Below are 21,056 nucleotides of genomic sequence, written 5' to 3'. Positions count from 1 at the left end.
TAAAATTAAGCAATTGAAAAATACACCATTGGATACAGTATGCGTCCTTCAATTTTTTTGCATTTGAAAAAAGGGTTAATCTGCACAGCAATGCTGTCCACATTTGCACTGTCAGGGTGCCAAATTGTCTCGGAATACTTTCCGTCAACCCAAAAAACGCCTGAGCAGAGCACATCTGATGATGCTAGCCGTTACCAAGCAATCATTGATGCTGCACAAGGTAAGCCTTCAATGGAGGCGATAAGGGCCTACATTAGCCAAGAACCTTTATTAAAAACAGCCGCTGAACGCCAAGCTAATATTGATGGGTTATGGCAGATGTTAACACAGTTAACGCCAGAACAAATTCATGGAATTGGGGCAGATGAAAATATTCTCCAAGGCTGGGTCGATCTTTTAGATATTTATCAAAACAACCGAGACGACACAGATGCTTTACTTGCAGGCTATAACGATTGGAAAATGCGTTACTCGAATAACCCTGGAGTGATGACAACGCCGACTCTTTTGCAACAAGCCATGATACCTCAAGTGGGCAAAAACCCTAAGATTGCATTGTTTTTACCCATGAGTGGGCAAGGACAAGTATTCGGTCAAGCGATTATGCAAGGCTTTATGGATGCACAAAAAGGCCTGCCTCAAGGGCCCGCTACTCAAACAGCCATAACACCGCCACCAAGTAGTGGAAATGATGTGCTTGACCAAATTTATGAACAAGTTGCAGCAACAACAGGTAATGCTCCCACTTCTAGCGATAGCGACGTGGTGACATCAACTTTGCGTATTGATGCCGCCCCTGTGAATACCCAAAGCGTCAAAGTGTTTGATACCACAAACAAGCAAATGCCTGAGCTTATTGAACAAGCGAAAAATGAAGGTTTCAATCTTATTGTTGGGCCATTATTAAAAAGTGACGTTCAAGTTATTACCCAAATGGGAGCACCTGTTAGTGTGCTCGCCCTCAATGAGCTTGATGCGAACCAATTACAGCCTCGACCTAATCTTTGCTATTTTTCATTATCGCCAGAAGATGAGGCACAAAATGCTGCCGCTTACATGAAAGCTGAAGGTAAGCAAATGCCATTGGTACTAGTTCCCGCTAATGCTTTCGGTGATAGGATAGCCAAAGCCTTTGCACAAGGGTGGCAAGAAAAAGGCGGCGGGACCGTTTTAATGCAAACCTTTGGGTCTGTCCCTTCTTTAAAAGAGTCGATTAATCGCGGCGCAGGTATCCGTATGACAGGAACGCCTGTGAATACCGGAATACAATCGATAGACTCACAATATGTCGATTCAGCTGGTGCGATTGACGGCGTTTATATTGTTGCCACCCGTGATGAGCTGACCTTAATCAAGCCAATGATTGAAATGGCAATTAGTTCTCGTTCTCGTCCTTCGCTTTACGCAAGCTCTCGCAGTAACCAAGCTGGATCTGGCGCAGACTACCGCTTTGAAATGGATGGCGTTAAATTTAGCGAAATCCCTTTACTCGCAGGTGCAAACAATAACTTACGTAAACAAGCCCAACAAAAGCTGAACAATGATTACTCTTTATTCCGCTTATATGCCATGGGTATTGACGCATGGTCTTTAGCCAACAATTACGACAAACTACAGCAATCGGGACAATTTCGTATCAATGGTGCATCAGGAACCTTGAGTACTACACCAAACTGTGTAGTGTTCCGAGAATTACCTTGGTTGCAATTTAAACAAGGCAAAGTGGTTTCCTCACAATAACATCACTGAATACTTCATTTTTTTTCAGACAAGGACGTCATGAAAATTATGCCAAAAGCCATACAATGGTTAACAGGCCGGTACTATGAAAATCAAGTGCTCGCATTCCTGAAACAGCAGGGATTAACATTTGTTGAACGTAATGCAAGGAACCGAGGCGGAGAAATCGACCTCATCATGCGAGATAATACAGGTTGGGTATTTGTTGAAGTTCGGTTTCGCAAGAATTGTGATTACGGAGATGCACTTTTATCAGTAAACTGGCACAAACGTCGAAAACTATTAGCTGCTGCCAAATATTGGCTCTCACAAAGGCAAGAAAGTTTTGAAACCAGTGCATGCCGTTTTGATATCTGCGCCATCACGGGAAACCAATTTGACTGGATACAAAATGCATTCAACGAAAATGATATTTATTAACAAATGATATAATCAGTTTTATACGCTGATCATGCAGTCAACAAAGCTATAATTCAAATATAATGGCAATATACAAAAATAATTTGAATTATATCGAGGCGACAAAGGAAAAACTCGTGCTAGACCGAATAAAAGTTTGCTTCACTGAAAGTATACAAACTCAAATAGCAGCTGCTGAAGCGCTGCCTGATGCCATTTCAAGAGCCGCGATGATGATGGTTCAATCTCTACTCAATGGCAACAAAATTTTATGTTGTGGTAATGGTGCTTCTGCCGCTACTGCACAACGTTTTGCTGCAAGTATGATCCATCGCTTTGAAACCGAACGCCCTAGCTTACCCGCTTTAGCACTTAATACAGATAATGCAGTGTTAACTGCGATTTCGGGTAGTAAGCAGCCTTCTGAAATTTATGCGAAACAAGTTAGAGCATTAGGGCAACATGGTGATGTTTTGATGGCAATTTCAACCCATGGTAATAGTAGCGATATCATTAAGGCAGTTGAAGCAGCCGTGACTAGAGACATGACAATTGTCGCCCTAACAGGTTATGACGGAGGGGAACTCGCAGGTTTACTTGGCCCCCAAGATGTTGAAATTCGTATTCCATCCCAACGAAGTGTTCGAATTCAAGAAGTTCACCTTCTTACTGTAAATTGTCTATGTGACCTCATAGATAATACTCTTTTCCCACATCAGGACGATTAAGGAGATAAAATGCGATTAATTCCGGTTTTTGCCATAGTCATTAGTACTATTCTATTACAAGGTTGTATTGGTGCTGCTGTAGTCGGTTCCGCTGCTGTTGCAACAAAAAGCGCAACTGACCCTCGTACAGTTGGTCAACAAGTTGACGATGGCACCTTAGAAGCTCGAGTTAGTGGGCAACTGAACAAAGATAAAGAAATTACGGGCAAGGCTCGTATCATTGCAACCGCTTATAAAGGAAATGTTCTGCTAACAGGCCAAAGCCCTGATATGGCTTGGGCTGAACGAGCAAAACAAATAGCCTCTAACGTTGATGGTACCATCGCAGTTTATAATGAAGTCCGTAGTGGTGAGCCTGTTGATTTAGGTACAGCCTCAAAAGATACTTGGTTAACAACCAAAGTTAAATCTAAAATCCTCGCGAGTGATAGCGTTAAATCTGGTAGTGTGAAAGTCATTACTGAAAACGGTGAGGTTTTCTTGCTAGGTGTATTAACAAGGCAAGAAGGAGATGCAGCGGCGAAAATCGCTAGTGAAACAGATGGTGTTCGTCGAGTAACAACTGCTTTCACTTATCTTAATTAATCATAAACAATAATATATTGTTATAAAAACAAAAGCCGTGGGTTAAAAACCATGGCTTTTTTCTTATTCGTTCATCAACTGGTTTATTTTCAGATAATTCTTACCTCCCAATAAGTGCATTTGGTTCAAGATCCAAGCTTGCCTTTTGAGCACATAGGAAGATGGGTTTTTTACACTATATCTATGAGGATTAGGCAAAACCGCAGCTAATAGTGCAGCCTCGCTCATTGAAAGCTTGCTAGCAGGCTTATTAAAGAATTTATTTGCAGCCTCTTCGACCCCAAAAACACCATCACCAAACTCTACTATATTAAGATAAACGGTCAGTATTCTTTTCTTTGACCATAAAAGCTCCATAACAGGAGTCATTACTGTCTCTAAGCCTTTTCTTAACCAACTTCTTCCATCCCATAACCACACATTTTTTACTGTCTGCTGTGAGATAGTTGAAGCCCCTCTAATTGTTTGTTTATTACTCAAATTATGTTTGTAAGCTCGCTCAATTGCATCAAGGTCGAACCCCCAATGATGAGGAAAATTTTGATCTTCCGCTGCAATTACTGCTAAATAGATATACGGAGAAATGTGATTTTCATCTACCCATTCAGAATGAGACACATAAGAAAAATTTAAGTTTACCCATGCGCTAACTTGCCGTTCAATCATCACTGCAGAAAAAGGCACTGGTATGTATTTAAATAAAATGACTGAACAAATCCACACCACAAGTAATGAAAATGTGATCTTCTTTAACCAGTGCCATAATCTAGAAACAATAGTTCGCATTCAAATAATCACGCCATTTCCAATACTTTCTTAACAAGCTTATTAATACCCGTATTTGCTTCAGAAATTGATTGAGCTAGCATATAAGCAGGTGTTGTAACAACTCGGTTAACTTCATCAATTACAATATCATCAACAGCACATTTAATATGTTTCCCCCCCATAATTTCTATTTGAGCAATCGTTTCACTATCATCTCCAATAGTTAGTTCTACTGATGTATTTAACATTTTAGGAAGCATCACTGGAGCAATACACATCAGCCCTAGCGGCTTTTTCTGTTGGTGCATTTGGCGTACTAAACTTAATAGTTCTTTATTAATTTCACACTCGCTTCCTTTAACTGCGAAATCACATAAATTTTTTGCCGCCCCAAAACCACCAGGAATAATGAGGGCATCTAGCTTTGAAGCATCAGCTGATGATAAAGGTGATATTTTCCCACGTGTAATACGTGAAGATTCTTCCATTTGGTTACGCTTTTCTGTTTTCAATTCTCCATTTATATGATTTATAACAGTAGGTTGTAACTCATTAGGCGCAAAAAAATGAACTTCAGCATTATATTGACTCAAAGCTAGCATAGTTAGCACTGACTCATGAATCTCGCTTCCGTCAAAAACACCGCAGCCACTTAAAATAACCGCAATTGATTTCATATCTTCCTCCATTTGTAGTAAATTATCTCTCAGGCGCTAAGGTGCATAAACATCAATCTTCATCACAGATTTTAATGAATCTTGTAACAGATTCGCTAAATTTTGGTATCTTGATGTTGCCCTTTACAGTGATATACCTAATTTTATGATTTGCAAAAAACAAAAAGCATATGCAAATCAACGATTTCCCTGGTGTTGGCGCAGTATTCGCGCACCCCAACTTCGGTTGGGGTTATTTTTTTGTACGCTCATCAACCCAGTTTCTCAAAGTTTCTATATCTGCTTTCCAATCCTGTTTTAATTCATCGACCCATTCTTGCACATTGTCCCACCATGCAGGTAAATCAGGAGATTGAATCTGTTGTGCAATTTTCTGTAAGTTCTTTAAGCCAACAGAACCTGCTGCGCCTTTGATTTTATGAGCTTCCTCAACAATCCCTTTTTGGTCTTTAGCCACCATATTTGAATCAAGAATAGCTAAGTAACCCGGCAGCATTTTTTCAAAGACATCTAGGCCATCATAAATAAGCTTAGGGCCAACTAACTCAATATACTGTTCTAGCATATCGCAATCGAGCCTAGATTCATCAACACTCGAAGTCTCATGCTCACCCGATATTTCTTCAGGTTGAGTAGATTGTTCCCCCCAAAATTGCTCAATAATTTGGGTCAATGCTGGAACTGATAATGGTTTACTCAATACCCCATCCATACCTGCATCAAAGTATTCTTTTTTATCTTTAAGAACATTTGCCGTTAAAGCAATCAATGGTGGTAAGTCTTGCTTATCATACTGCTGTTTGAGTTGCCGAGAGATATCTAGGCCTGTCATATCAGGTAATTGGATATCCAATAAAACTAAATCATATTCTCCAGGGGCAAACATCTCGAGAGCATCTTTCCCATTCATTGCCACATCAACCGTATTTCCTAAATTTTCTAATACAGAACAAGCAACAACAACATTCAGTTCAATATCTTCTACGAGTAAAATATGTAATGCAGGCAATGGGTAATCCTCTTCACTATCTTGCTGTTCAATAACATTACTTTCAACAACAGGCGCTGTGATAGATAAAGTAAAGGTGGAACCTTGGCCTATTTCACTTTCAACTTGTATATCGCCTCCCATATTTTGTGCTAAGCGACGAGAGACAGAAAGCCCAATACCCGTTCCAGTTGCAGGTTTACCTCCAGCAGAATCTGTTACTTGGTAATACATTGCAAAGATTTTATCTAATTCGCCCTTAGGTATACCTATGCCACTATCCTGAACCCTGAAAAACAGTTTATTTTCAGCTTCTTGCCAAATACTAAGCTTCACTTCACCTTTTTGCGTGAACTTAACTGCGTTACCAATTAAATTCCACAATATTTGCCGCAAACGGGTCCCATCAGTTAACACCGTTTTCGGTAATGCAGGGGCAACATCCATGACAAATTTAAGCCCTTTTGGCTGTACCAATAATCCACTTAAATTCTCTAAATCATTCACAAATTCAGATAATGTGATGGGCTGGTTATCTAACTGAACTTTACGGCGTTCAATTTTATCCATCTCAATAATATCATTGAATATATTACCTAACGTAACGGCACTTACATGAATAGTTTTTAAATAGCTAGATTGTTCCGAAGTTAAATCTGTATCTAATAAAATTCGGCTCAAACCAACAATGCCGTTAAGGGGGGTACGAAGCTCGTGGCTGATTGTAGAAATAAAGGTGGTTTTCTCCCTACTCGCGCTCTCTAACGCCTCCTGATAGCGTTTACGCTCCGTTATATCGCGCCCAAAGCCCATCAGACCATGGCGTTTACCAACGCGATCATAAAAAGGCACTTTACGAAGTTCAAAACAGGCTTTACGACCATCTGGATATACCAACCATTGTTCATAAGTGAGAGAAACATTATGACGAAATACTTTTTCATCGGTTTCCATAACCTTAGAGGCAATTTCAACATCATAAATATCTAATGGAGTTAACCCAACTAAGTGTTTTTCACTTTTTCCAGTCAATAGTTCCATTGCCCGGTTACACCCCGAAAACTCATTATTTTCGTTGCGGTAATAAACTAAATCAGGTGAGGCATCGAGGAATGAACGAAGTAAAACAGATTGCTGCTCAAGTTCAATTTGCGTCTGCTCACGGTACTTCATTTCTTGTTTTAATTGTTCCAGAAGTTCTAAATGAGCACGCTCTGCTTTTTCTCGCTCTAGAATTTCAAGGTTAAGCTGTTCAATATTTCCCTGTAACTGAGTGTTTAAATCAGCATCACGTTTTCGCATAACTTCAAGTTTATCAACCATTCGCGATAAACGCTGCCGAGACTCTTCAAGCTGCTCAACCACCACCGATAAAAAGTAAACAGCTAATGGGGTAATAATTAACCCAAAGAAAATTGACCCCACCATATCGAGGCTATCAACATGCCCTCTTAAAACAATTGTCACTGCCATTTGCATTATCATGGCGAGAACAACGAGTGCAGATGCGAGTAACAGAGAAAATCGCACCAGCCCGAGCTTCATCATTAAATCGACATAGTATTGCGCAAGGCCGCGAAGTACTTTCATAACCACCCCTTAGTTAAATTCTCTTTGAATCATATATCAAACAAGGCAGTTTCGGATGATTATTCACTCGAAATGTCGATCCTGCTCATTCAATAGCCATTTTTTACTATTAATGATAAAAAACAATCAGGTATTTTCTTTGTGTTAGATAAAGTAAAAATTTATTTTGGGTGTTTTTTAATCAAAATCACATAAAAATCAAAACAATAACGCTACTGTTTCTTGTGGAAGGCCGCTAAAATCAAAGTAAAAGCCCAAGCTATCTCAAGTAAAATCAGACAAAATTCAGTAAGGAATGCCATGAGTTCAAATATTTTCGGTCCCCAACGTTGCGAGCCCCCTAAAAAAGCGCTGGAAATCCGTAAAATAGAGTTTACTGAAGCCTATGAATCCAATAATGCCGTCGATGCACAACAGCAAGCCAGCCGCTGTCTCTCTTGCGGTAGCCCTTTTTGTGAATGGAAGTGCCCACTACATAATCCAATATCGAAGTGGCTCAAGCTTGCTGCTGAAGATAAAATTATCGAAGCGGCTGAATTATCTCACCATACCAATAGTTTACCTGAAATCTGTGGGCGCGTTTGCCCACAAGAAAAACTCTGCGAATTAGCATGTGTACTTCATGATACAACAGGTTCTGTGACTATTGGTCATATTGAGCGGTATATTAATGATACTGCTTTTGCGATGGGGTGGCGGCCAAACCTTTCCCATATTAGCTCTGTAAACAAACGTGTCGCCATTATTGGTGCAGGCCCTGCGGGTCTTTCTTGCGCAGATGTGCTTATTCGAAATGGTGTAAATGTCGTCGTTTTTGATAAACACCCTGAAATAGGGGGCCTACTAACCTTTGGTATTCCGTCATTTAAGCTAGAAAAGAAGCTAATGGTCCAAAGACGGGAAATATTTACAGAAATGGGTATTCAGTTTCAATTGAATACTGAAGTAGGGACAGATGTCTCTCTAAACGAGCTTCTTTCCAATTATGACGCTATTTTTATTGGTACTGGTACTTACCAAGCAATTCGAGGTAACTTACCTAAAAAAGCGATTCAGGGCGTTTTTGAAGCACTTCCCTATCTAATCGCAAATACACGCCATTTAATGCAACTTTCCAACCCTAATGGCGAACCCTATATTAATTTACACGCAAAAAGAGTCATTGTATTAGGAGGTGGAGATACTGCAATGGATTGCGTACGTACCGCTATTCGTCAAGGAGCGAAGCAGGTTAGCTGTTTCTATCGTAGAGATGAACAAAGTATGCCAGCCTCACGAAAAGAAGTCGCTAATGCATTAGATGAAGGAGCCCAGTTCCATTTTAATATGCAAGTCACTGAATTTGTGATTAATGAACAGCAACAACTTATGGGAGTTTATACCGCTCGTACGCAAAATGGGGAATTAGAAAATGGCCGTTATCAAGTAGAACTAATTAAAGATTCAACTTTTTTTATCGAAGCCGATGCCATAATTGTGGCTTATGGATTTATTCCTCATAACCAAATTTGGTTAGATAAACCGTTAATCCAGCGCGATAAATATGGTCATATTATAGCAAACCGTAACAGTCCCTTTCCTTATCAAACCTCCCATGAAAAAGTGTTTGCCGGCGGGGATACAATAAGAGGCTCAGATCTTGTTGTGACTGCTATTGCTGATGGGCGCAATGCTGCTGAAGGGATTTTATTATTTTTAGGGGTTTAATGATTCATTTATATAAAAAACAGAGGGTTTATTCCCCTCTGTTCATTCATTAACTGCTAACCCGGCTAATGGATTATTTGACAACCCTTAACGAAGGCCGACCTTTTGGTGGTCGTGGTGGTTCATCCCCTGATGGCTCATGCGAATTTTCATCCACAGATTCAGTTTCATGAACTAAAGAAATGTTGTCTTCAAGCTCTTCGACCTGTTCAAAACCTGCTGATAACTCTGCATCATAAGCAGCTTCAGGCTCAAACATCATTCCAGCCCCATTTTCACGTGCATATACCGCCATAATTGCGGCCATTGGGACATAAACTTGGCGAGGTATCCCACCAAAGCGAGCATTAAAACGCACTTCTTCGTTGGTTATTTCAAAATTACCAACAGCTCTTGGCGCAACATTCAATACAATTTGCCCATCTCGAGCAAATTCCATCGGAACGTTAACCGCTGGAACGGTGACATCAACCACCAAATGCGGAGTCATATCGTTATCAAGCAACCACTCATAGTGGGCACGTAACAAATAAGGGCGACGTGGTGACATTGCTGTCATTTCCATCATTCTTTTAGCCTCTTGTAGACAAACGCATTTCGCGCTCAGATTCAGTCAACGATGCTAAGAATGCGTCACGTGCAAACACACGTTGCATATATAATTGCAGATATTTGCTGCTAGATGGGTTCAATTCAATACCGAGTACAGGTAAACGCCATAACAATGGAGCTAAATAGCAATCTACGAGACTAAACTCTTCACTCATGAAGAATTCCATTTCAGCAAAAACAGGAGAAACCGCAATCAGTTCTTCAGAGAGTTGGCGACGAGCATTTGCTGCCTCTTGCGCACTACCATTCTCTATTTTGCTCATTAATGAATACCAATCATTTTGAATGCGGTGCATCAATTGACGGCTAGTCCCACGTGCAACTGGATAAACAGGCATTAATGGCGGATGAGGAAAACGCTCATCAAGGTATTCCATGATAATGTGTGGGTCATACAGAGTCAGGTCACGATCAACTAATGTTGGAACGCTTTGGTATGGGTTGAGATCAATCAGATCTTGAGGCAGATGACCGGGTTCGACATGTTCAATTTCAACACTTACCCCTTTTTCAGCCAAAACAATCCGTACCTGATGGCTAAAAATGTCAGTAGGGCCAGAGAACAATGTCATTACCGAACGTTTATTAGGAGCGACAGCCATTAAAACCTCCAAAATACAAAATGGACGAAATGTAATTAATTTTTAATTACCCATTACCCATTTTAAAATCCCCTGTGTTTAACTCTCATTTATCCATACTGAAAGTCAACACAACCCTCCCGCACAGTAAAGGCGAGAAATGTGAAATAAAAAAACAGGGGCATATTCTAACAGATTTTGTACAACTTAGGGGGAACACACCGAAAAAATCACAGATTTATTTCATTTTTAGGTTCGAAAAGATAAAAAATTAGAATTTTAAAACGAAAAAACAAAGACAATAAGAATAAAAAACCTAAAGTGAACTCTAGGGTTCGAGTTATATTTAGTAGAATTATCCCAATATTGTTCCACTAATAATTATTTTTGATTTTAGACTAAATTATTATTTTTCTCTTTTATTATATTCATTCTTTTATAAAGAATCATAATTAGACACAGCTATTCTAGCATCAATAATAAAAATGTAAGTAAAACAATAGGCAATAAAAAACCCGCCATTAAGACGGGTTTTTTCATCAATTTTATACCCAAAGGGTAATAAATTAACGTTTGGAGAACTGTGGACGACGACGTGCTTTGCGCAGACCCACTTTTTTACGTTCAACAGAACGCGCATCACGGGTAACGAAACCAGCTTTACGCAGATCAGAACGAAGAGTCTCATCATAAGCCATCAGTGCACGAGTAATACCGTGACGGATTGCGCCTGCCTGACCTGAAATACCACCACCTTTAACAGTGATGTACAGATCCAATTTTTCCAACATTTCAACCAACTCTAACGGCTGACGAACGACCATGCGCGCAGTTTCGCGACCAAAGTATTGTTCCAGTGTACGTTGATTGATTGTGATGTTACCGCTACCCGGCTTAATAAAGACACGAGCAGATGAGCTTTTGCGGCGACCAGTGCCGTAGTATTGATTTTCAGCCATTGCTATAATCCCGATTAAATGTCAAGAACTTGCGGTTGTTGAGCCGCGTGGTTGTGCTCATTACCTGCGTAAACTTTCAGTTTACGGTACATTGCACGACCCAGAGGTCCTTTTGGCAACATGCCTTTAACCGCGATTTCAAGCACACGCTCAGGACTGCGAGCAATCATTTCTTCGAAAGTTGCTTGCTTGATTCCACCTACATGGCCAGTGTGGCGATAGTAGATTTTGTCTTCGCGTTTATTGCCGGTAACAGCAATTTTTTCTGCATTCAGAACGATGATGTAATCACCAGTATCCACGTGCGGAGTATATTCCGCTTTATGCTTACCGCGCAGACGGCTAGCAATTTCAGTTGCAAGACGGCCTAAAGTTTTGCCATCTGCATCAACAACGTACCAGTCGCGTTTTACGGTCTCTGGTTTAGCTGTAAAAGTTTTCATTAAAACTTACCCAATATTGAAGTTACACGTTGGTGAACACTCATGTTCATAAGCTTTCTGAGGTTCACACGACTCTTTGTCCAGTAAACCTACCCCTTCGAGCAGCCTAACTGGCATTAATGCGTTATTTTTTGGGAAATAAAAAACAACGCTGTAACGTGGGGTCGCAAGATTATAGAGAAGTCAGAAACAAAAATCGACCCCAAATGCATTTTTTTTACGTTTGCTCAAATAAACATCGTATACTGTACTTAAATCATGCAATTCAGGTAACTTGTTCGCTAACAACCCTGCTTTGTCGTTTACCTTAAGTTAAATGAGGTATTTTCAGGTACTCTTCACTTTGCATTTCTTGCAATCGAGACAAGCAGCGTTGGTACTCAAAAACCAAAAGTTGCCCTTGATACAGCGACTCCATTGGCACTTCAGCATTAATGACTAATTTAACTTTTCGTTCGTAAAACTCATCAATTAACGCTAAAAAACGACGTGCTGGATTTTCATCTGTTATTCCCATCACGGGGACATTGTACAGCAACACAGTGTGGTAGCAATTTGATAGGTAAATGTAGTCATTTTGGCTACGAGGCTCTTCACACAGAACTTTAAACTCGATGGCTAGCACCCCTTCCGCAGCATGAATGGCTTGCATCTTACGATGATTAACCTCTAAAACGGGATTTTGCTCCCCTTGCTTACCCGCCAATTTAACGAAAACATCATCTAAATGCTGACGATTTTGAGAATTAATTGGGGATAAAAAAAGATGCGCTTGAGTTAAAGTTCTTAAGCGGTAATCAATGCCTGCATCGACATTCATTACATCACAGTATTTTTTAATTTGCTCAATAGCAGGTAAGAAACGAGCTCGCTGCAAACCGTTACGATAGAGATTATCAGGGATGATATTTGAGGTAGCCACCAGTGTGATACCTCGAGCGAATAGCCCTTCGAGTAAAGTGCCAAGGATCATAGCGTCGGTAATATCTGACACAAAAAATTCATCAAAACACAACACATCTGTTTGTTTTTTAAACTCATCCGCAATAATATCCAGCGGGTTCTCTTGCCCTTGTAATGCCATCAAATCTTCTTGTACTTTCTTCATAAAGCGATGAAAATGTAAGCGAAGTTTACGGTTACCCGGTAAACTTTCGTAAAACATATCCATCAGCCATGTTTTTCCACGCCCTACTCCGCCCCACATATATAACCCTTTTACTGGGGTAATTGGTGCTGTCGATGCTTTACCAAGAAGGCGGCTAAAGCGTTGCTTTAAACCTGAGGGCTTATCTTGTAAAGTGGAAGAAGTTGTATTAACAAGCTGCTGATATATTTTATCTAAGCGTTCTACAGCGAGCTTTTGTACGTCATCTGGCTGGTAGTTTCCATCAGCCAGCGCTTGTTGATAACGCATTGTAGGGGTCATCGGCGACATTAACTGAATAATCCTTAAAAATTTTTCGGTTTTTTTACCGTTATTTGATATACACTGCCTTTATTATAACCAGATTCAGTTATCATTTAACTTTCGGTTAACGAGCCGCTATAGAGTAAGGAAATTCGATTTAAGATTCCACTCTTAATAAGTTGTTGACTAATTTAACCTACCTACTCAGGGCTTGTAGATTTTGTCATCACTTAACTAGCCAAATTACAATATGTTAAGACGCTTTACTTGACGCTTACATGCAACTTGAATTATTTAAGGTATAGTAACGGTAACAACATTTAATTTCTGCGAACATTGAATCTGTGAACATTGAAGTAATGAAGGAGTCAGCATGACCTGGGAGTATGCATTAATCGGATTGATTGTGGGTTTTATCATCGGTGCATTAGTTGTGCGCTATGGCAACCCAAAGCTTCGCCAACAAAAAACAGCGCAAGCTGAGCTAGACAAAAAAAGTACTGAACTCGAAGAGTACCGTAAAGAACTTGTTAGCCATTTTGCTCGTAGCGCAGAATTATTGGATAAAATGGCGCGCGATTACCGCCAGCTTTACCAACACATGGCACAAAGTTCATCTGAATTAATGCCTGATATGCCAGCACAAGACAACCCATTTAACTATCGTTTAACCGAATCTGAAGCAGATAACGACCAAGCGCCTGTTAAAATGCCACCAAGAGATTACTCAGATGGTGCTTCGGGTCTATTCCGTCCTATTGATGAGAAAGAAAAGTAAATTTTTATCTTTTATCACCAGTAAGCAGTGCTTACTGGTGATTTCCTATAAAACCTACTAAATTTTATCACTTTCCGTGTGTCTTCCATTATTAAATTTTTAGTTAATAATTCTGAACAAGATTTCCATCCAAATATAATTTAATAATTTATTTATCTACTGTATAGAAGTTAAAGTTTCACTTAAGGTACATGTAAATAGATGTAAAAGAGTGGATATTCGCTACCCGTCATGGGAACTTTTGCGCATAATCGGTGGTCATAGTCATCAGTAAAATTGAATCTGATACCAACCAATATTATCTCAACGCATTGTGTTTCTTCTAAAACTGCATTCACAGTGAGTTGATAACTTATTCTTGAGAGAATCGACTGAATTATGAAAAGAAAAAACTTTTTTCTTACCGCAGTAGCAATGAGTTTAGGCTTATCTTTAGCGGCTATTCCTGCGGTTAGTAGCGCAGCATTGCCTGCCACTTTACCTGCAACAGCACAAAGCCAGAACATGCCTAGCTTAGCTCCAATGCTTGAAAAAGTATTGCCAGCTGTAGTGAATATTCATGTGTCTGGTACTCGCGTACAGAACCAACAAATTCCAGAAGAGCTTAAATTCTTTTTTGGCCCGAATATACCACAACAGCAACAAAGCGTACGTCCATTTGAAGGCTTAGGTTCTGGTGTCATTATTGACGCTCAGCAAGGTTATATTTTAACCAACAACCATGTAATTGATGGCGCCGACAAAATACAAATTCAATTAAACGATGGCCGTGAAATTGCCGTTAACTTAATTGGGAAAGACCCACAAACCGATATCGCGTTATTGAAAATAAGCAATGCAAAAGATATCAAAAACTTAACTGCTGTTAGTATTGCAGACTCTGACAAATTGCGTGTAGGTGATTTTGCGGTTGCAGTCGGGAACCCATTTGGTTTAGGGCAAACAGCAACATCTGGCATTATCTCAGCATTAGGTCGTAGCGGCTTAAACCTTGAAGGCCTAGAAAACTTTATCCAAACCGATGCTTCCATTAACCGTGGTAACTCTGGTGGTGCTCTCGTTAACCTAAACGGTGAATTAATCGGTATTAACACCGCGATTTTGGCACCTGGCGGCGGTAATATCGGTATCGGTTTCGCGATCCCAAGTAATATGGCTAAAAACCTTAGCGAGCAGTTAATTAAACATGGTGAAGTAAAACGCGGGATCTTAGGCATCAAAGGTACTGAAATGAACTCCGATATCGCTAAAGCATTTAATATTGATGCACAGCGTGGTGCCTTCGTGAGTGAAGTTTTACCTAAATCATCTGCAGCTAAAGCGGGTATTAAATCCGGTGACGTGTTAGTTTCCGTTGATGGTAAACGCATTAATAGCTTTGCAGAGTTAAGAGCCAAAATCGGTACCAGCCAAATTGGTAAAGAAATTACTATTGGCTTGATTCGCTCAGGTAAACCAATGGAAGTCAAAGTGGTTCTCGAGAACGACGAAGGCTCTGCAACTAAAGCCGAAAAATTGAGTGAATCCTTATTAGGTGCAACGATTTCTAATGCAACCGTTAGCAATACTAAAGGTGTACAAGTTGATAGCGTGGCACCAAAATCGCCAGCTGCCGCCATTGGCCTCGTAAAAGGCGATTTAATCTTTGGTGTTAATGACGCTCGAGTTGAGACTATTGAACAATTCCGTAAGATTATTGATGCTAAACCTCCTGTATTAGCAATGAAAGTATTACGTGACGGTGAAACCTTATATTTACTGATGAAAAATTAATTCATCAAAAACCATCTGAAAATCAACAAAACAGGTACAGTATCACTCTGCTGTACCTGTTTTTTTATGTTATGCTCTGAACATGTTTAAGCAATAACTAAATATTCTATATCCTATGGTGAAGAAGCTAACCTTATCTGTCATGCTTGGCCTGTTGACTGCATTGATTATTATCGTTGCGGTTCCTTCGTTGCGCCCTCAAGGTTTAGCCGACTTATTATATGGTAAAACAAATAGCGAGCCCGTCAGTTATAATAAAGCAGTACGCCGTGCTGCGCCTGCAGTAGTCTATGTTTACAGTAGCTCAAAAGGTAGTTTTTCCCAGTCAGGGCGTGAATTAAAATCCCTCGGTTCGGGTGTGATCATGAGCCCAAATGGCTACATTATCACGAATAAACACGTCGTTGATAACCCAGACCAAATCTTAGTCGCTTTACAAGATGGTGCTATTTTTGATGCCTTACTGGTTGGCTCGGACCCATTGACTGATCTCGCCGTATTGAAAATTGACGCTGATAACCTACCCGTTATTCCAATTAATACGCAACGGGTCACTCATGTTGGTGATGTCGTACTCGCTATTGGTAACCCTTATAACATAGGCCAAACCGTTACTCAGGGGATTATCAGTGCAACGGGTCGCGTAGGGTTAAGCTCTACCCGTCGGCAAAATTTCCTGCAAACCGATGCCTCAATCAACTCGGGTAACTCTGGCGGGGCATTAATTAATACCGAGGGGGAGTTAGTTGGCATTAACACTCTTTCTTTCACAGCAGGCCAAGGCATTAGTTCTGAGGGGTTAAGCTTTGCCATTCCAACCGCCCTTGCCACTAAAATCATGGATAAGCTAATCCGTGATGGCCGAGTGATCCGTGGTTATATTGGTATTACAGCGCGTGAACTGCCTCAAATTAGGTCAAATAACAATAATATTAACCAAATACAAGGCTTGCGGGTTTTCCAAGTTGCCCCAAATGGGCCTGCAGCTAAAGCGGGCATACTACAAGGGGATATTATTTTATCGGTTGATGGCAAACCTGCTATTTCAGCCGCAGAAACCATGGATTTAGTCGCAGAAATCCGCCCTGGAAGCAAGACCGCAGTGCAAATCTTACGAGATGGCGAAATTAAAAATATTGATGTGATTATTGAAGAAATTCCTGATGAGCAGGCAGGATAATCATTGATAAATACTCTTTCGTAAAAAAAGGTTGCTCGATATCGAACAACCTTTTTTGATTCGCTGAATGGAGGAGCCCCAATCACCCTACCAATGCATTAATCATCTGAATGTACGCGCTGAATATCAGCACCTAAACCACGTAGCTTATCTTCGATGTGCTCATAACCACGGTCAATATGATAAATACGGTCAACTGTCGTTGTCCCTTCAGCAATGCAGCCCGCAATAACTAAACTTGCAGATGCTCGTAAATCTGTTGCCATTACCTGCGCACTAGTTAATTTTTCAACACCGTGACATAACACAGTATTGCTTTCAATTTCAGCATGAGCTCCCATACGGATCAGCTCAGGGATATGCATAAAACGATTTTCAAAAATCGTTTCAGTGATCATCCCCGCCCCATCAGCAACAAGATTAAGTAAGCTAAACTGTGCTTGCATATCAGTTGGGAACCCTGGGTGTGGTGCTGTACGTAATGTCACCGCTTTTGGACGCTTGCCTTCCATATCTAGGCTAATCCAGTCATCACCGATTTCAATTTTAGCCCCAGCTTCACGCAATTTAGCTAGCACCGCATCCAGTGTATCTGGGCGAGCATTACGGCAGATGACTTTACCGCGTGAAACCGCAGCAGCAATCAAGAATGTTCCCGTTTCAATACGGTCAGGCAGTACTTTATAAACTCCACCACCTAAACGTTCAACACCTTCAATTACAATGCGGTCAGTCCCTGCCCCAGTGATTTTTGCACCTAGGGTATTTAGGAAGTTAGCAGTATCTTCAATTTCAGGTTCACGTGCCGCATTTTCAATTATTGTGGTTCCTTCAGCTAAGGTTGCCGCTGTCATAATAGAGACTGTCGCCCCCACACTGACTTTATCCATCACAATGCAAGCACCTTTTAAGCGACCATCAACCGTTGCTTTCACATAACCATCTTCTAAAGCAATCTTTGCGCCTAATTGCTCTAAACCAGAAATATGTAAATCAACAGGGCGAGCACCGATAGCACAACCACCTGGTAAAGAGACTTCACCATGACCAAAACGGGCAACCAATGGCGCTAAAGCCCAAATGGATGCACGCATGGTTTTAACGAGGTCATAAGGCGCGCAGTATGTCGTTACCGTGCTTGCATCGACATATACTGAGCCATTGCGTTTTACTTTAGTACCAAGTTGATTTAATAATTTAATCGTTGTGTCAATATCCCTCAAATGAGGGACATTCTGTATTTCTACTGGCTCTTCAGCCAACAGAGCAGCGAACAGAATTGGTAATGCCGCATTTTTTGCGCCAGATATCGTGACCTCACCCTCTAAGCGGGTTGGTCCTTTAACTAAAAACTTATCCATTCAAGTATTCTCGTATGTCGAATTTTACAGTCTGTTCGCTTAGGCTTTGAAATCAAAGGCCACTAAGTTTACGATCGCGCTCCCATTGCGCAGGGGTGTACGCTTTAATAGACAAAGCATGAATGCGGTTATCCGCAATATACTCCATTAAAGGTGCATAAATTGCTTGTTGTTGCTTAACACGGCTCATGCCGTCAAACATGTCACCGACAGCAATAACCTGAAAGTGGCTACCATCACCAGTAACAATAGCCTCATTCAGAGACAATTTTTCCATCAATACTTGCTTAATTTCGTTGGTATCCATAATGACTCAATTTATTAATTATTTGTGATTTATAATTTTACTCTAAATAGTGCAAATTGCATGCGTTGCATACAGAAACATCGCAATAAGAACAGCCAGAGCTTAATCCTCTATCCTAAAGGATTAGGCTTAACACTTAAACCAAAGAAAACGCCTCTCGTGCCGAAAAGCACATAGAGGCGCTCATTTTTACATAACTTGACCCAATTTAGGATATTTAACCTAATTGAGAATAACCTCTTGAACCCCGTATAGCTCAATCAATGTCTTCAAGTTATCACTGACACCAGTAATATTCAGTGAACGGTTTTTAGCTTGGAATTCACCTTTTAAGCGAACGAGCATCGCCAACCCTGTTGAGTCCACATGTTTAAGACCAGAAACATCTATACTTTCAGTATGTTCTAGCGATGACTCTTTTTTATTCCAAAAAGACATAAGCGAATCACGGTCTAATGTCCCGTTGAAATATAGCGTTGTTTCAATGAGTTCCCATGCTAACAACTGACTCATATTACTTATTCTCTTCTAAAGTAATAGGTGCTTTTGCACTGATTTCTAACTGTTTTGTTAAGCCATCAACACCTTGCTTACGTAGAATATCACCCCATTCATTTTGCTTAGTTGTGATCATACTCACACCTTCTGCAATCATGTCGTAAGCTTGCCAGTAGCCAGTTTTACTATTTTTACGCCATTGGAAATCTAAACGTACGGGAGGGCGGCCGTTGGTATCAACAATAGTCACACGAATAGCAACAATGTTTTTATCTCCCAACGGTTGCTCTGGTGCTATTTGATACGTTTGACCATGGTACATGGCCAATGCTTGACCATAAACTTGCTCAAGGTAATCTTCAAACGCTTTAAAATAAGCCTCACGCTGTGCTGGAGTTGCCCCTTTATAATAGGTTCCTAACACCAAAGCCCCTGCATATTTAACTTGTACATAAGGTAATAATTCCTCACGAACAATTGTTCTAAGGTACTCAGGGTCTTGCTTAATTTTAGGTTGCTCTGATTTCAAGCGGTTAAACGTTTTCGCCGCCGCTTCATCCATTAATTTATAAGGGTTGGTTTGGTCTACTGCCATGGCAAATGGCGCAATTGCCAACATAGCAACCATCATTAAACGTTTAAACATAATTCATTCCTTTATTCTTCAAAGGGAGCATCAAATTACTGTGCAGTTGACTCTGGCTCTGCACCTTGGCTATCACCACTTTTATATAAAAACTGGCCAATTAAGTCTTCTAATACCATAGCTGGCTTAGTATCTTCAAGACGCCCGCCATTTTTTAAGATTGCTATACCTAATTCTTCATCATCTGGGCCGATATTCATTGCAATATACTGTTCACCCAACAAACCTGACGTGCGAATTGACAGCGAGCTTGAATCAGGAATATTGTCGTATTCGCTCAATAAATCAATTTTAACTTCAGGAACATAATTCTTTTTATCTAGTGTGATACTGGCAACTCGGCCAACCACCACACCACCAACTTTAATTGGTGAGCCTTCTTTTAAGCCACCAATATTTTCAAAAGAGGCTGAGATTTGATAGGTGGATTGGCTTCCTATCGATTTTAAATCAGCGACTTTTAAACATAAAAAGATAATTGCGGCAATCGCCAGCAACATAAAACAACCAACCCATATTTCACTTTTTTTACTTTGCATGACTTAGTTCCCAAACATCAGTGCGGTAAGTACGAAATCCAGTCCTAAAACAGACAATGACGCATGCACAACTGTTCTTGTTGTAGCTTGGCTTATCCCCTCCGAAGTTGGGATGGCATCATAGCCATTAAATAATGCGATCCAAGTCACTGTGATAGCAAAGACTAAGCTTTTAATCACACAGTTGACTAAATCTAGCCGCCAATCAACGGAAGATTGCATTGAAGCCCAGAAAAAGCCCTCATCAATCCCCTTCCAGTCAACCCCAACTAGTGCGCCACCTAAAATACCGACAGCAACAAAAATAAGAGATAACAACGGCATACTAATAAAACCAGCCCAAAACCGTGGGGCTATCACACGCCTAAGCGGGTCAACTGCCATCATTTCAAGGCTAGAAATTTGTTCAGTCGCTTTCATTAAGCCAATTTCAGCTGTTAATGCAGAACCCGCTCGTCCAGCAAACAACAAGGCGGTCACAACAGGGCCTAATTCACGTAATAGTGAAAGTGCCACCATCATACCTAAGCTAGCTTCAGCACTAAACGTAGTGAGAACCAAATAACCTTGTAACCCTAAAACCATCCCAATAAATAACCCTGAGACAGCGATGATCAGCAATGACTGCACACCAATGGCGTACAATTGCTTCATCAATAATGGCCATTGTTTACGAAACTCTGGTTTGCCGAGTAAGGCGCGAAACAGCATGTAACCTGCTCGACCAAACGCGGAAAATATATCAATCCATCGGCGTCCGAAGGCTGCTATCGCCTTTATTATCAT

22 protein-coding genes are annotated in these 21,056 nt (G+C 40.5%); 8 read left to right on the top strand and 14 right to left on the bottom strand.

Annotated elements, in window-relative coordinates:
- Nucleotides 1–39: 39 nt before the first annotated feature.
- The 4 genes from PSE83_RS17515 (at nt 40) to dolP (ending at nt 3,452) form a co-directional block, all read left to right on the top strand.
- A complete protein-coding gene (locus PSE83_RS17515) occupies nt 40–1,740 on the top strand; it encodes a penicillin-binding protein activator (RefSeq protein WP_094961522.1) in 1,701 nt (566 codons plus the stop codon).
- 39 nt (nt 1,741–1,779) lie between these two features.
- Complete coding sequence (locus PSE83_RS17510; RefSeq protein WP_004258211.1) at nt 1,780–2,160, top strand: YraN family protein; 381 nt, start codon at nt 1,780–1,782, stop codon at nt 2,158–2,160.
- A 116-nt stretch (nt 2,161–2,276) separates the two neighbouring features.
- Nucleotides 2,277–2,867: a DnaA initiator-associating protein DiaA gene (gene diaA, locus PSE83_RS17505; protein ID WP_004908326.1), complete on the top strand. Its 591-nt coding sequence runs from the start codon at nt 2,277–2,279 to the stop codon at nt 2,865–2,867.
- Between the two features lie 9 nt (nt 2,868–2,876).
- Nucleotides 2,877–3,452: a division/outer membrane stress-associated lipid-binding lipoprotein gene (gene dolP / locus PSE83_RS17500; protein ID WP_004258215.1), complete on the top strand. Its 576-nt coding sequence runs from the start codon at nt 2,877–2,879 to the stop codon at nt 3,450–3,452.
- A gap of 63 nt (nt 3,453–3,515) precedes the next feature.
- Here dolP and mtgA read toward each other — a convergent pair whose 3' ends face one another.
- The 3 genes from mtgA to arcB all read right to left on the bottom strand — a co-directional run bounded on the left by mtgA (nt 3,516) and on the right by arcB (nt 7,475).
- On the bottom strand, nt 3,516–4,238 hold the full coding sequence (gene mtgA, locus PSE83_RS17495; protein WP_036958022.1) for a monofunctional biosynthetic peptidoglycan transglycosylase: 723 nt from the start codon (nt 4,236–4,238) through the stop codon (nt 3,516–3,518).
- A gap of 8 nt (nt 4,239–4,246) precedes the next feature.
- Nucleotides 4,247–4,897, bottom strand: coding sequence for an isoprenoid biosynthesis glyoxalase ElbB (elbB, locus tag PSE83_RS17490; protein ID WP_094961520.1), 651 nt, complete (start codon nt 4,895–4,897; stop codon nt 4,247–4,249).
- A 232-nt stretch (nt 4,898–5,129) separates the two neighbouring features.
- Nucleotides 5,130–7,475, bottom strand: a complete 2,346-nt coding sequence (gene arcB, locus PSE83_RS17485) for an aerobic respiration two-component sensor histidine kinase ArcB (RefSeq protein WP_165879525.1) — start codon at nt 7,473–7,475, stop codon at nt 5,130–5,132.
- A gap of 300 nt (nt 7,476–7,775) precedes the next feature.
- Here arcB and PSE83_RS17480 point away from each other — a divergent pair, with 300 nt between their 5' ends.
- On the top strand, nt 7,776–9,182 hold the full coding sequence (locus tag PSE83_RS17480; protein WP_210853260.1) for an FAD-dependent oxidoreductase: 1,407 nt from the start codon (nt 7,776–7,778) through the stop codon (nt 9,180–9,182).
- 73 nt (nt 9,183–9,255) lie between these two features.
- On the opposite strand, the gene sspB is transcribed toward PSE83_RS17480, so the two are convergent.
- From sspB to zapE, 5 genes are all read right to left on the bottom strand, one after another.
- Nucleotides 9,256–9,747: a ClpXP protease specificity-enhancing factor gene (gene sspB / locus PSE83_RS17475; RefSeq protein WP_172412237.1), complete on the bottom strand. Its 492-nt coding sequence runs from the start codon at nt 9,745–9,747 to the stop codon at nt 9,256–9,258.
- Between the two features lie 7 nt (nt 9,748–9,754).
- Complete coding sequence (sspA, locus tag PSE83_RS17470; protein WP_004258227.1) at nt 9,755–10,396, bottom strand: stringent starvation protein SspA; 642 nt, start codon at nt 10,394–10,396, stop codon at nt 9,755–9,757.
- Nucleotides 10,397–10,941: 545 nt separating this feature from the next.
- On the bottom strand, nt 10,942–11,334 hold the full coding sequence (gene rpsI / locus PSE83_RS17465; protein WP_004258235.1) for a 30S ribosomal protein S9: 393 nt from the start codon (nt 11,332–11,334) through the stop codon (nt 10,942–10,944).
- A 14-nt stretch (nt 11,335–11,348) separates the two neighbouring features.
- Entirely contained in the window at nt 11,349–11,777 is a 429-nt protein-coding gene (gene rplM / locus PSE83_RS17460; RefSeq protein WP_004258237.1) for a 50S ribosomal protein L13, read from the bottom strand.
- A 307-nt stretch (nt 11,778–12,084) separates the two neighbouring features.
- Nucleotides 12,085–13,215 (bottom strand): cell division protein ZapE, encoded by a 1,131-nt coding sequence (gene zapE / locus PSE83_RS17455; protein ID WP_036958025.1) that lies wholly within the window; start codon nt 13,213–13,215, stop codon nt 12,085–12,087.
- Between the two features lie 346 nt (nt 13,216–13,561).
- Here zapE and zapG point away from each other — a divergent pair, with 346 nt between their 5' ends.
- The 3 genes from zapG (at nt 13,562) to degS (ending at nt 16,919) form a co-directional block, all read left to right on the top strand.
- Nucleotides 13,562–13,966, top strand: a complete 405-nt coding sequence (zapG, locus tag PSE83_RS17450; protein ID WP_004258244.1) for a Z-ring associated protein ZapG — start codon at nt 13,562–13,564, stop codon at nt 13,964–13,966.
- Between the two features lie 378 nt (nt 13,967–14,344).
- Nucleotides 14,345–15,739: a Do family serine endopeptidase gene (locus PSE83_RS17445; protein ID WP_102137919.1), complete on the top strand. Its 1,395-nt coding sequence runs from the start codon at nt 14,345–14,347 to the stop codon at nt 15,737–15,739.
- 115 nt (nt 15,740–15,854) lie between these two features.
- Entirely contained in the window at nt 15,855–16,919 is a 1,065-nt protein-coding gene (gene degS, locus PSE83_RS17440; protein ID WP_004258255.1) for an outer membrane-stress sensor serine endopeptidase DegS, read from the top strand.
- A gap of 98 nt (nt 16,920–17,017) precedes the next feature.
- Here the strand turns inward: degS and murA are convergent, their stop codons facing one another.
- The 6 genes from murA to mlaE form a co-directional block, all read right to left on the bottom strand.
- On the bottom strand, nt 17,018–18,280 hold the full coding sequence (gene murA, locus PSE83_RS17435; RefSeq protein ID WP_004258258.1) for a UDP-N-acetylglucosamine 1-carboxyvinyltransferase: 1,263 nt from the start codon (nt 18,278–18,280) through the stop codon (nt 17,018–17,020).
- A gap of 52 nt (nt 18,281–18,332) precedes the next feature.
- The gene (ibaG, locus tag PSE83_RS17430; protein ID WP_004258269.1) at nt 18,333–18,587 is read right to left on the bottom strand and encodes a BolA family iron metabolism protein IbaG; all 255 of its coding nucleotides are present in this window, start codon (nt 18,585–18,587) and stop codon (nt 18,333–18,335) included.
- Nucleotides 18,588–18,809: 222 nt separating this feature from the next.
- On the bottom strand, nt 18,810–19,100 hold the full coding sequence (gene mlaB, locus PSE83_RS17425; RefSeq protein WP_004258270.1) for a lipid asymmetry maintenance protein MlaB: 291 nt from the start codon (nt 19,098–19,100) through the stop codon (nt 18,810–18,812).
- 1 nt (nt 19,101) lies between these two features.
- Entirely contained in the window at nt 19,102–19,731 is a 630-nt protein-coding gene (gene mlaC, locus PSE83_RS17420) for a phospholipid-binding protein MlaC (RefSeq protein WP_004258271.1), read from the bottom strand.
- Between the two features lie 35 nt (nt 19,732–19,766).
- On the bottom strand, nt 19,767–20,270 hold the full coding sequence (gene mlaD, locus PSE83_RS17415) for an outer membrane lipid asymmetry maintenance protein MlaD (protein WP_004258272.1): 504 nt from the start codon (nt 20,268–20,270) through the stop codon (nt 19,767–19,769).
- A gap of 3 nt (nt 20,271–20,273) precedes the next feature.
- Nucleotides 20,274–21,056, bottom strand: a complete 783-nt coding sequence (gene mlaE, locus PSE83_RS17410; protein WP_004258277.1) for a lipid asymmetry maintenance ABC transporter permease subunit MlaE — start codon at nt 21,054–21,056, stop codon at nt 20,274–20,276.

The sequence above is a fragment of the Providencia sp. PROV150 genome, from assembly GCF_028481025.1.
GTDB lineage: Bacteria > Pseudomonadota > Gammaproteobacteria > Enterobacterales > Enterobacteriaceae > Providencia > Providencia hangzhouensis.
Note: the sequence above shows the minus strand (reverse complement) of the source record. Positions and strands in the feature narration are given on the sequence as shown.

Bases quoted from the DNA above. Each gene is read 5' to 3' on its own strand.
- degS (WP_004258255.1), top strand. From the start codon at position 15,855: ATGGTGAAGAAGCTAACCTTATCTGTCATGCTTGGCCTGTTGACTGCA.
- mtgA (WP_036958022.1), bottom strand. From the start codon at position 4,238: ATGCGAACTATTGTTTCTAGATTATGGCACTGGTTAAAGAAGATCACA.
- dolP (WP_004258215.1), top strand. From the start codon at position 2,877: ATGCGATTAATTCCGGTTTTTGCCATAGTCATTAGTACTATTCTATTA.
- sspB (WP_172412237.1), bottom strand. From the start codon at position 9,747: ATGGAAATGACAGCAATGTCACCACGTCGCCCTTATTTGTTACGTGCC.
- zapG (WP_004258244.1), top strand. From the start codon at position 13,562: ATGACCTGGGAGTATGCATTAATCGGATTGATTGTGGGTTTTATCATC.
- ibaG (WP_004258269.1), bottom strand. From the start codon at position 18,587: ATGGATACCAACGAAATTAAGCAAGTATTGATGGAAAAATTGTCTCTG.
- rpsI (WP_004258235.1), bottom strand. From the start codon at position 11,334: ATGGCTGAAAATCAATACTACGGCACTGGTCGCCGCAAAAGCTCATCT.
- arcB (WP_165879525.1), bottom strand. From the start codon at position 7,475: ATGAAAGTACTTCGCGGCCTTGCGCAATACTATGTCGATTTAATGATG.
- sspA (WP_004258227.1), bottom strand. From the start codon at position 10,396: ATGGCTGTCGCTCCTAATAAACGTTCGGTAATGACATTGTTCTCTGGC.
- PSE83_RS17510 (WP_004258211.1), top strand. From the start codon at position 1,780: ATGAAAATTATGCCAAAAGCCATACAATGGTTAACAGGCCGGTACTAT.
- elbB (WP_094961520.1), bottom strand. From the start codon at position 4,897: ATGAAATCAATTGCGGTTATTTTAAGTGGCTGCGGTGTTTTTGACGGA.
- PSE83_RS17515 (WP_094961522.1), top strand. From the start codon at position 40: ATGCGTCCTTCAATTTTTTTGCATTTGAAAAAAGGGTTAATCTGCACA.
- mlaB (WP_004258270.1), bottom strand. From the start codon at position 19,100: ATGAGTCAGTTGTTAGCATGGGAACTCATTGAAACAACGCTATATTTC.
- zapE (WP_036958025.1), bottom strand. From the start codon at position 13,215: ATGTCGCCGATGACCCCTACAATGCGTTATCAACAAGCGCTGGCTGAT.
- mlaD (WP_004258272.1), bottom strand. From the start codon at position 20,270: ATGCAAAGTAAAAAAAGTGAAATATGGGTTGGTTGTTTTATGTTGCTG.
- PSE83_RS17445 (WP_102137919.1), top strand. From the start codon at position 14,345: ATGAAAAGAAAAAACTTTTTTCTTACCGCAGTAGCAATGAGTTTAGGC.
- rplM (WP_004258237.1), bottom strand. From the start codon at position 11,777: ATGAAAACTTTTACAGCTAAACCAGAGACCGTAAAACGCGACTGGTAC.
- mlaE (WP_004258277.1), bottom strand. From the start codon at position 21,056: ATGATAATAAAGGCGATAGCAGCCTTCGGACGCCGATGGATTGATATA.
- PSE83_RS17480 (WP_210853260.1), top strand. From the start codon at position 7,776: ATGAGTTCAAATATTTTCGGTCCCCAACGTTGCGAGCCCCCTAAAAAA.
- murA (WP_004258258.1), bottom strand. From the start codon at position 18,280: ATGGATAAGTTTTTAGTTAAAGGACCAACCCGCTTAGAGGGTGAGGTC.
- mlaC (WP_004258271.1), bottom strand. From the start codon at position 19,731: ATGTTTAAACGTTTAATGATGGTTGCTATGTTGGCAATTGCGCCATTT.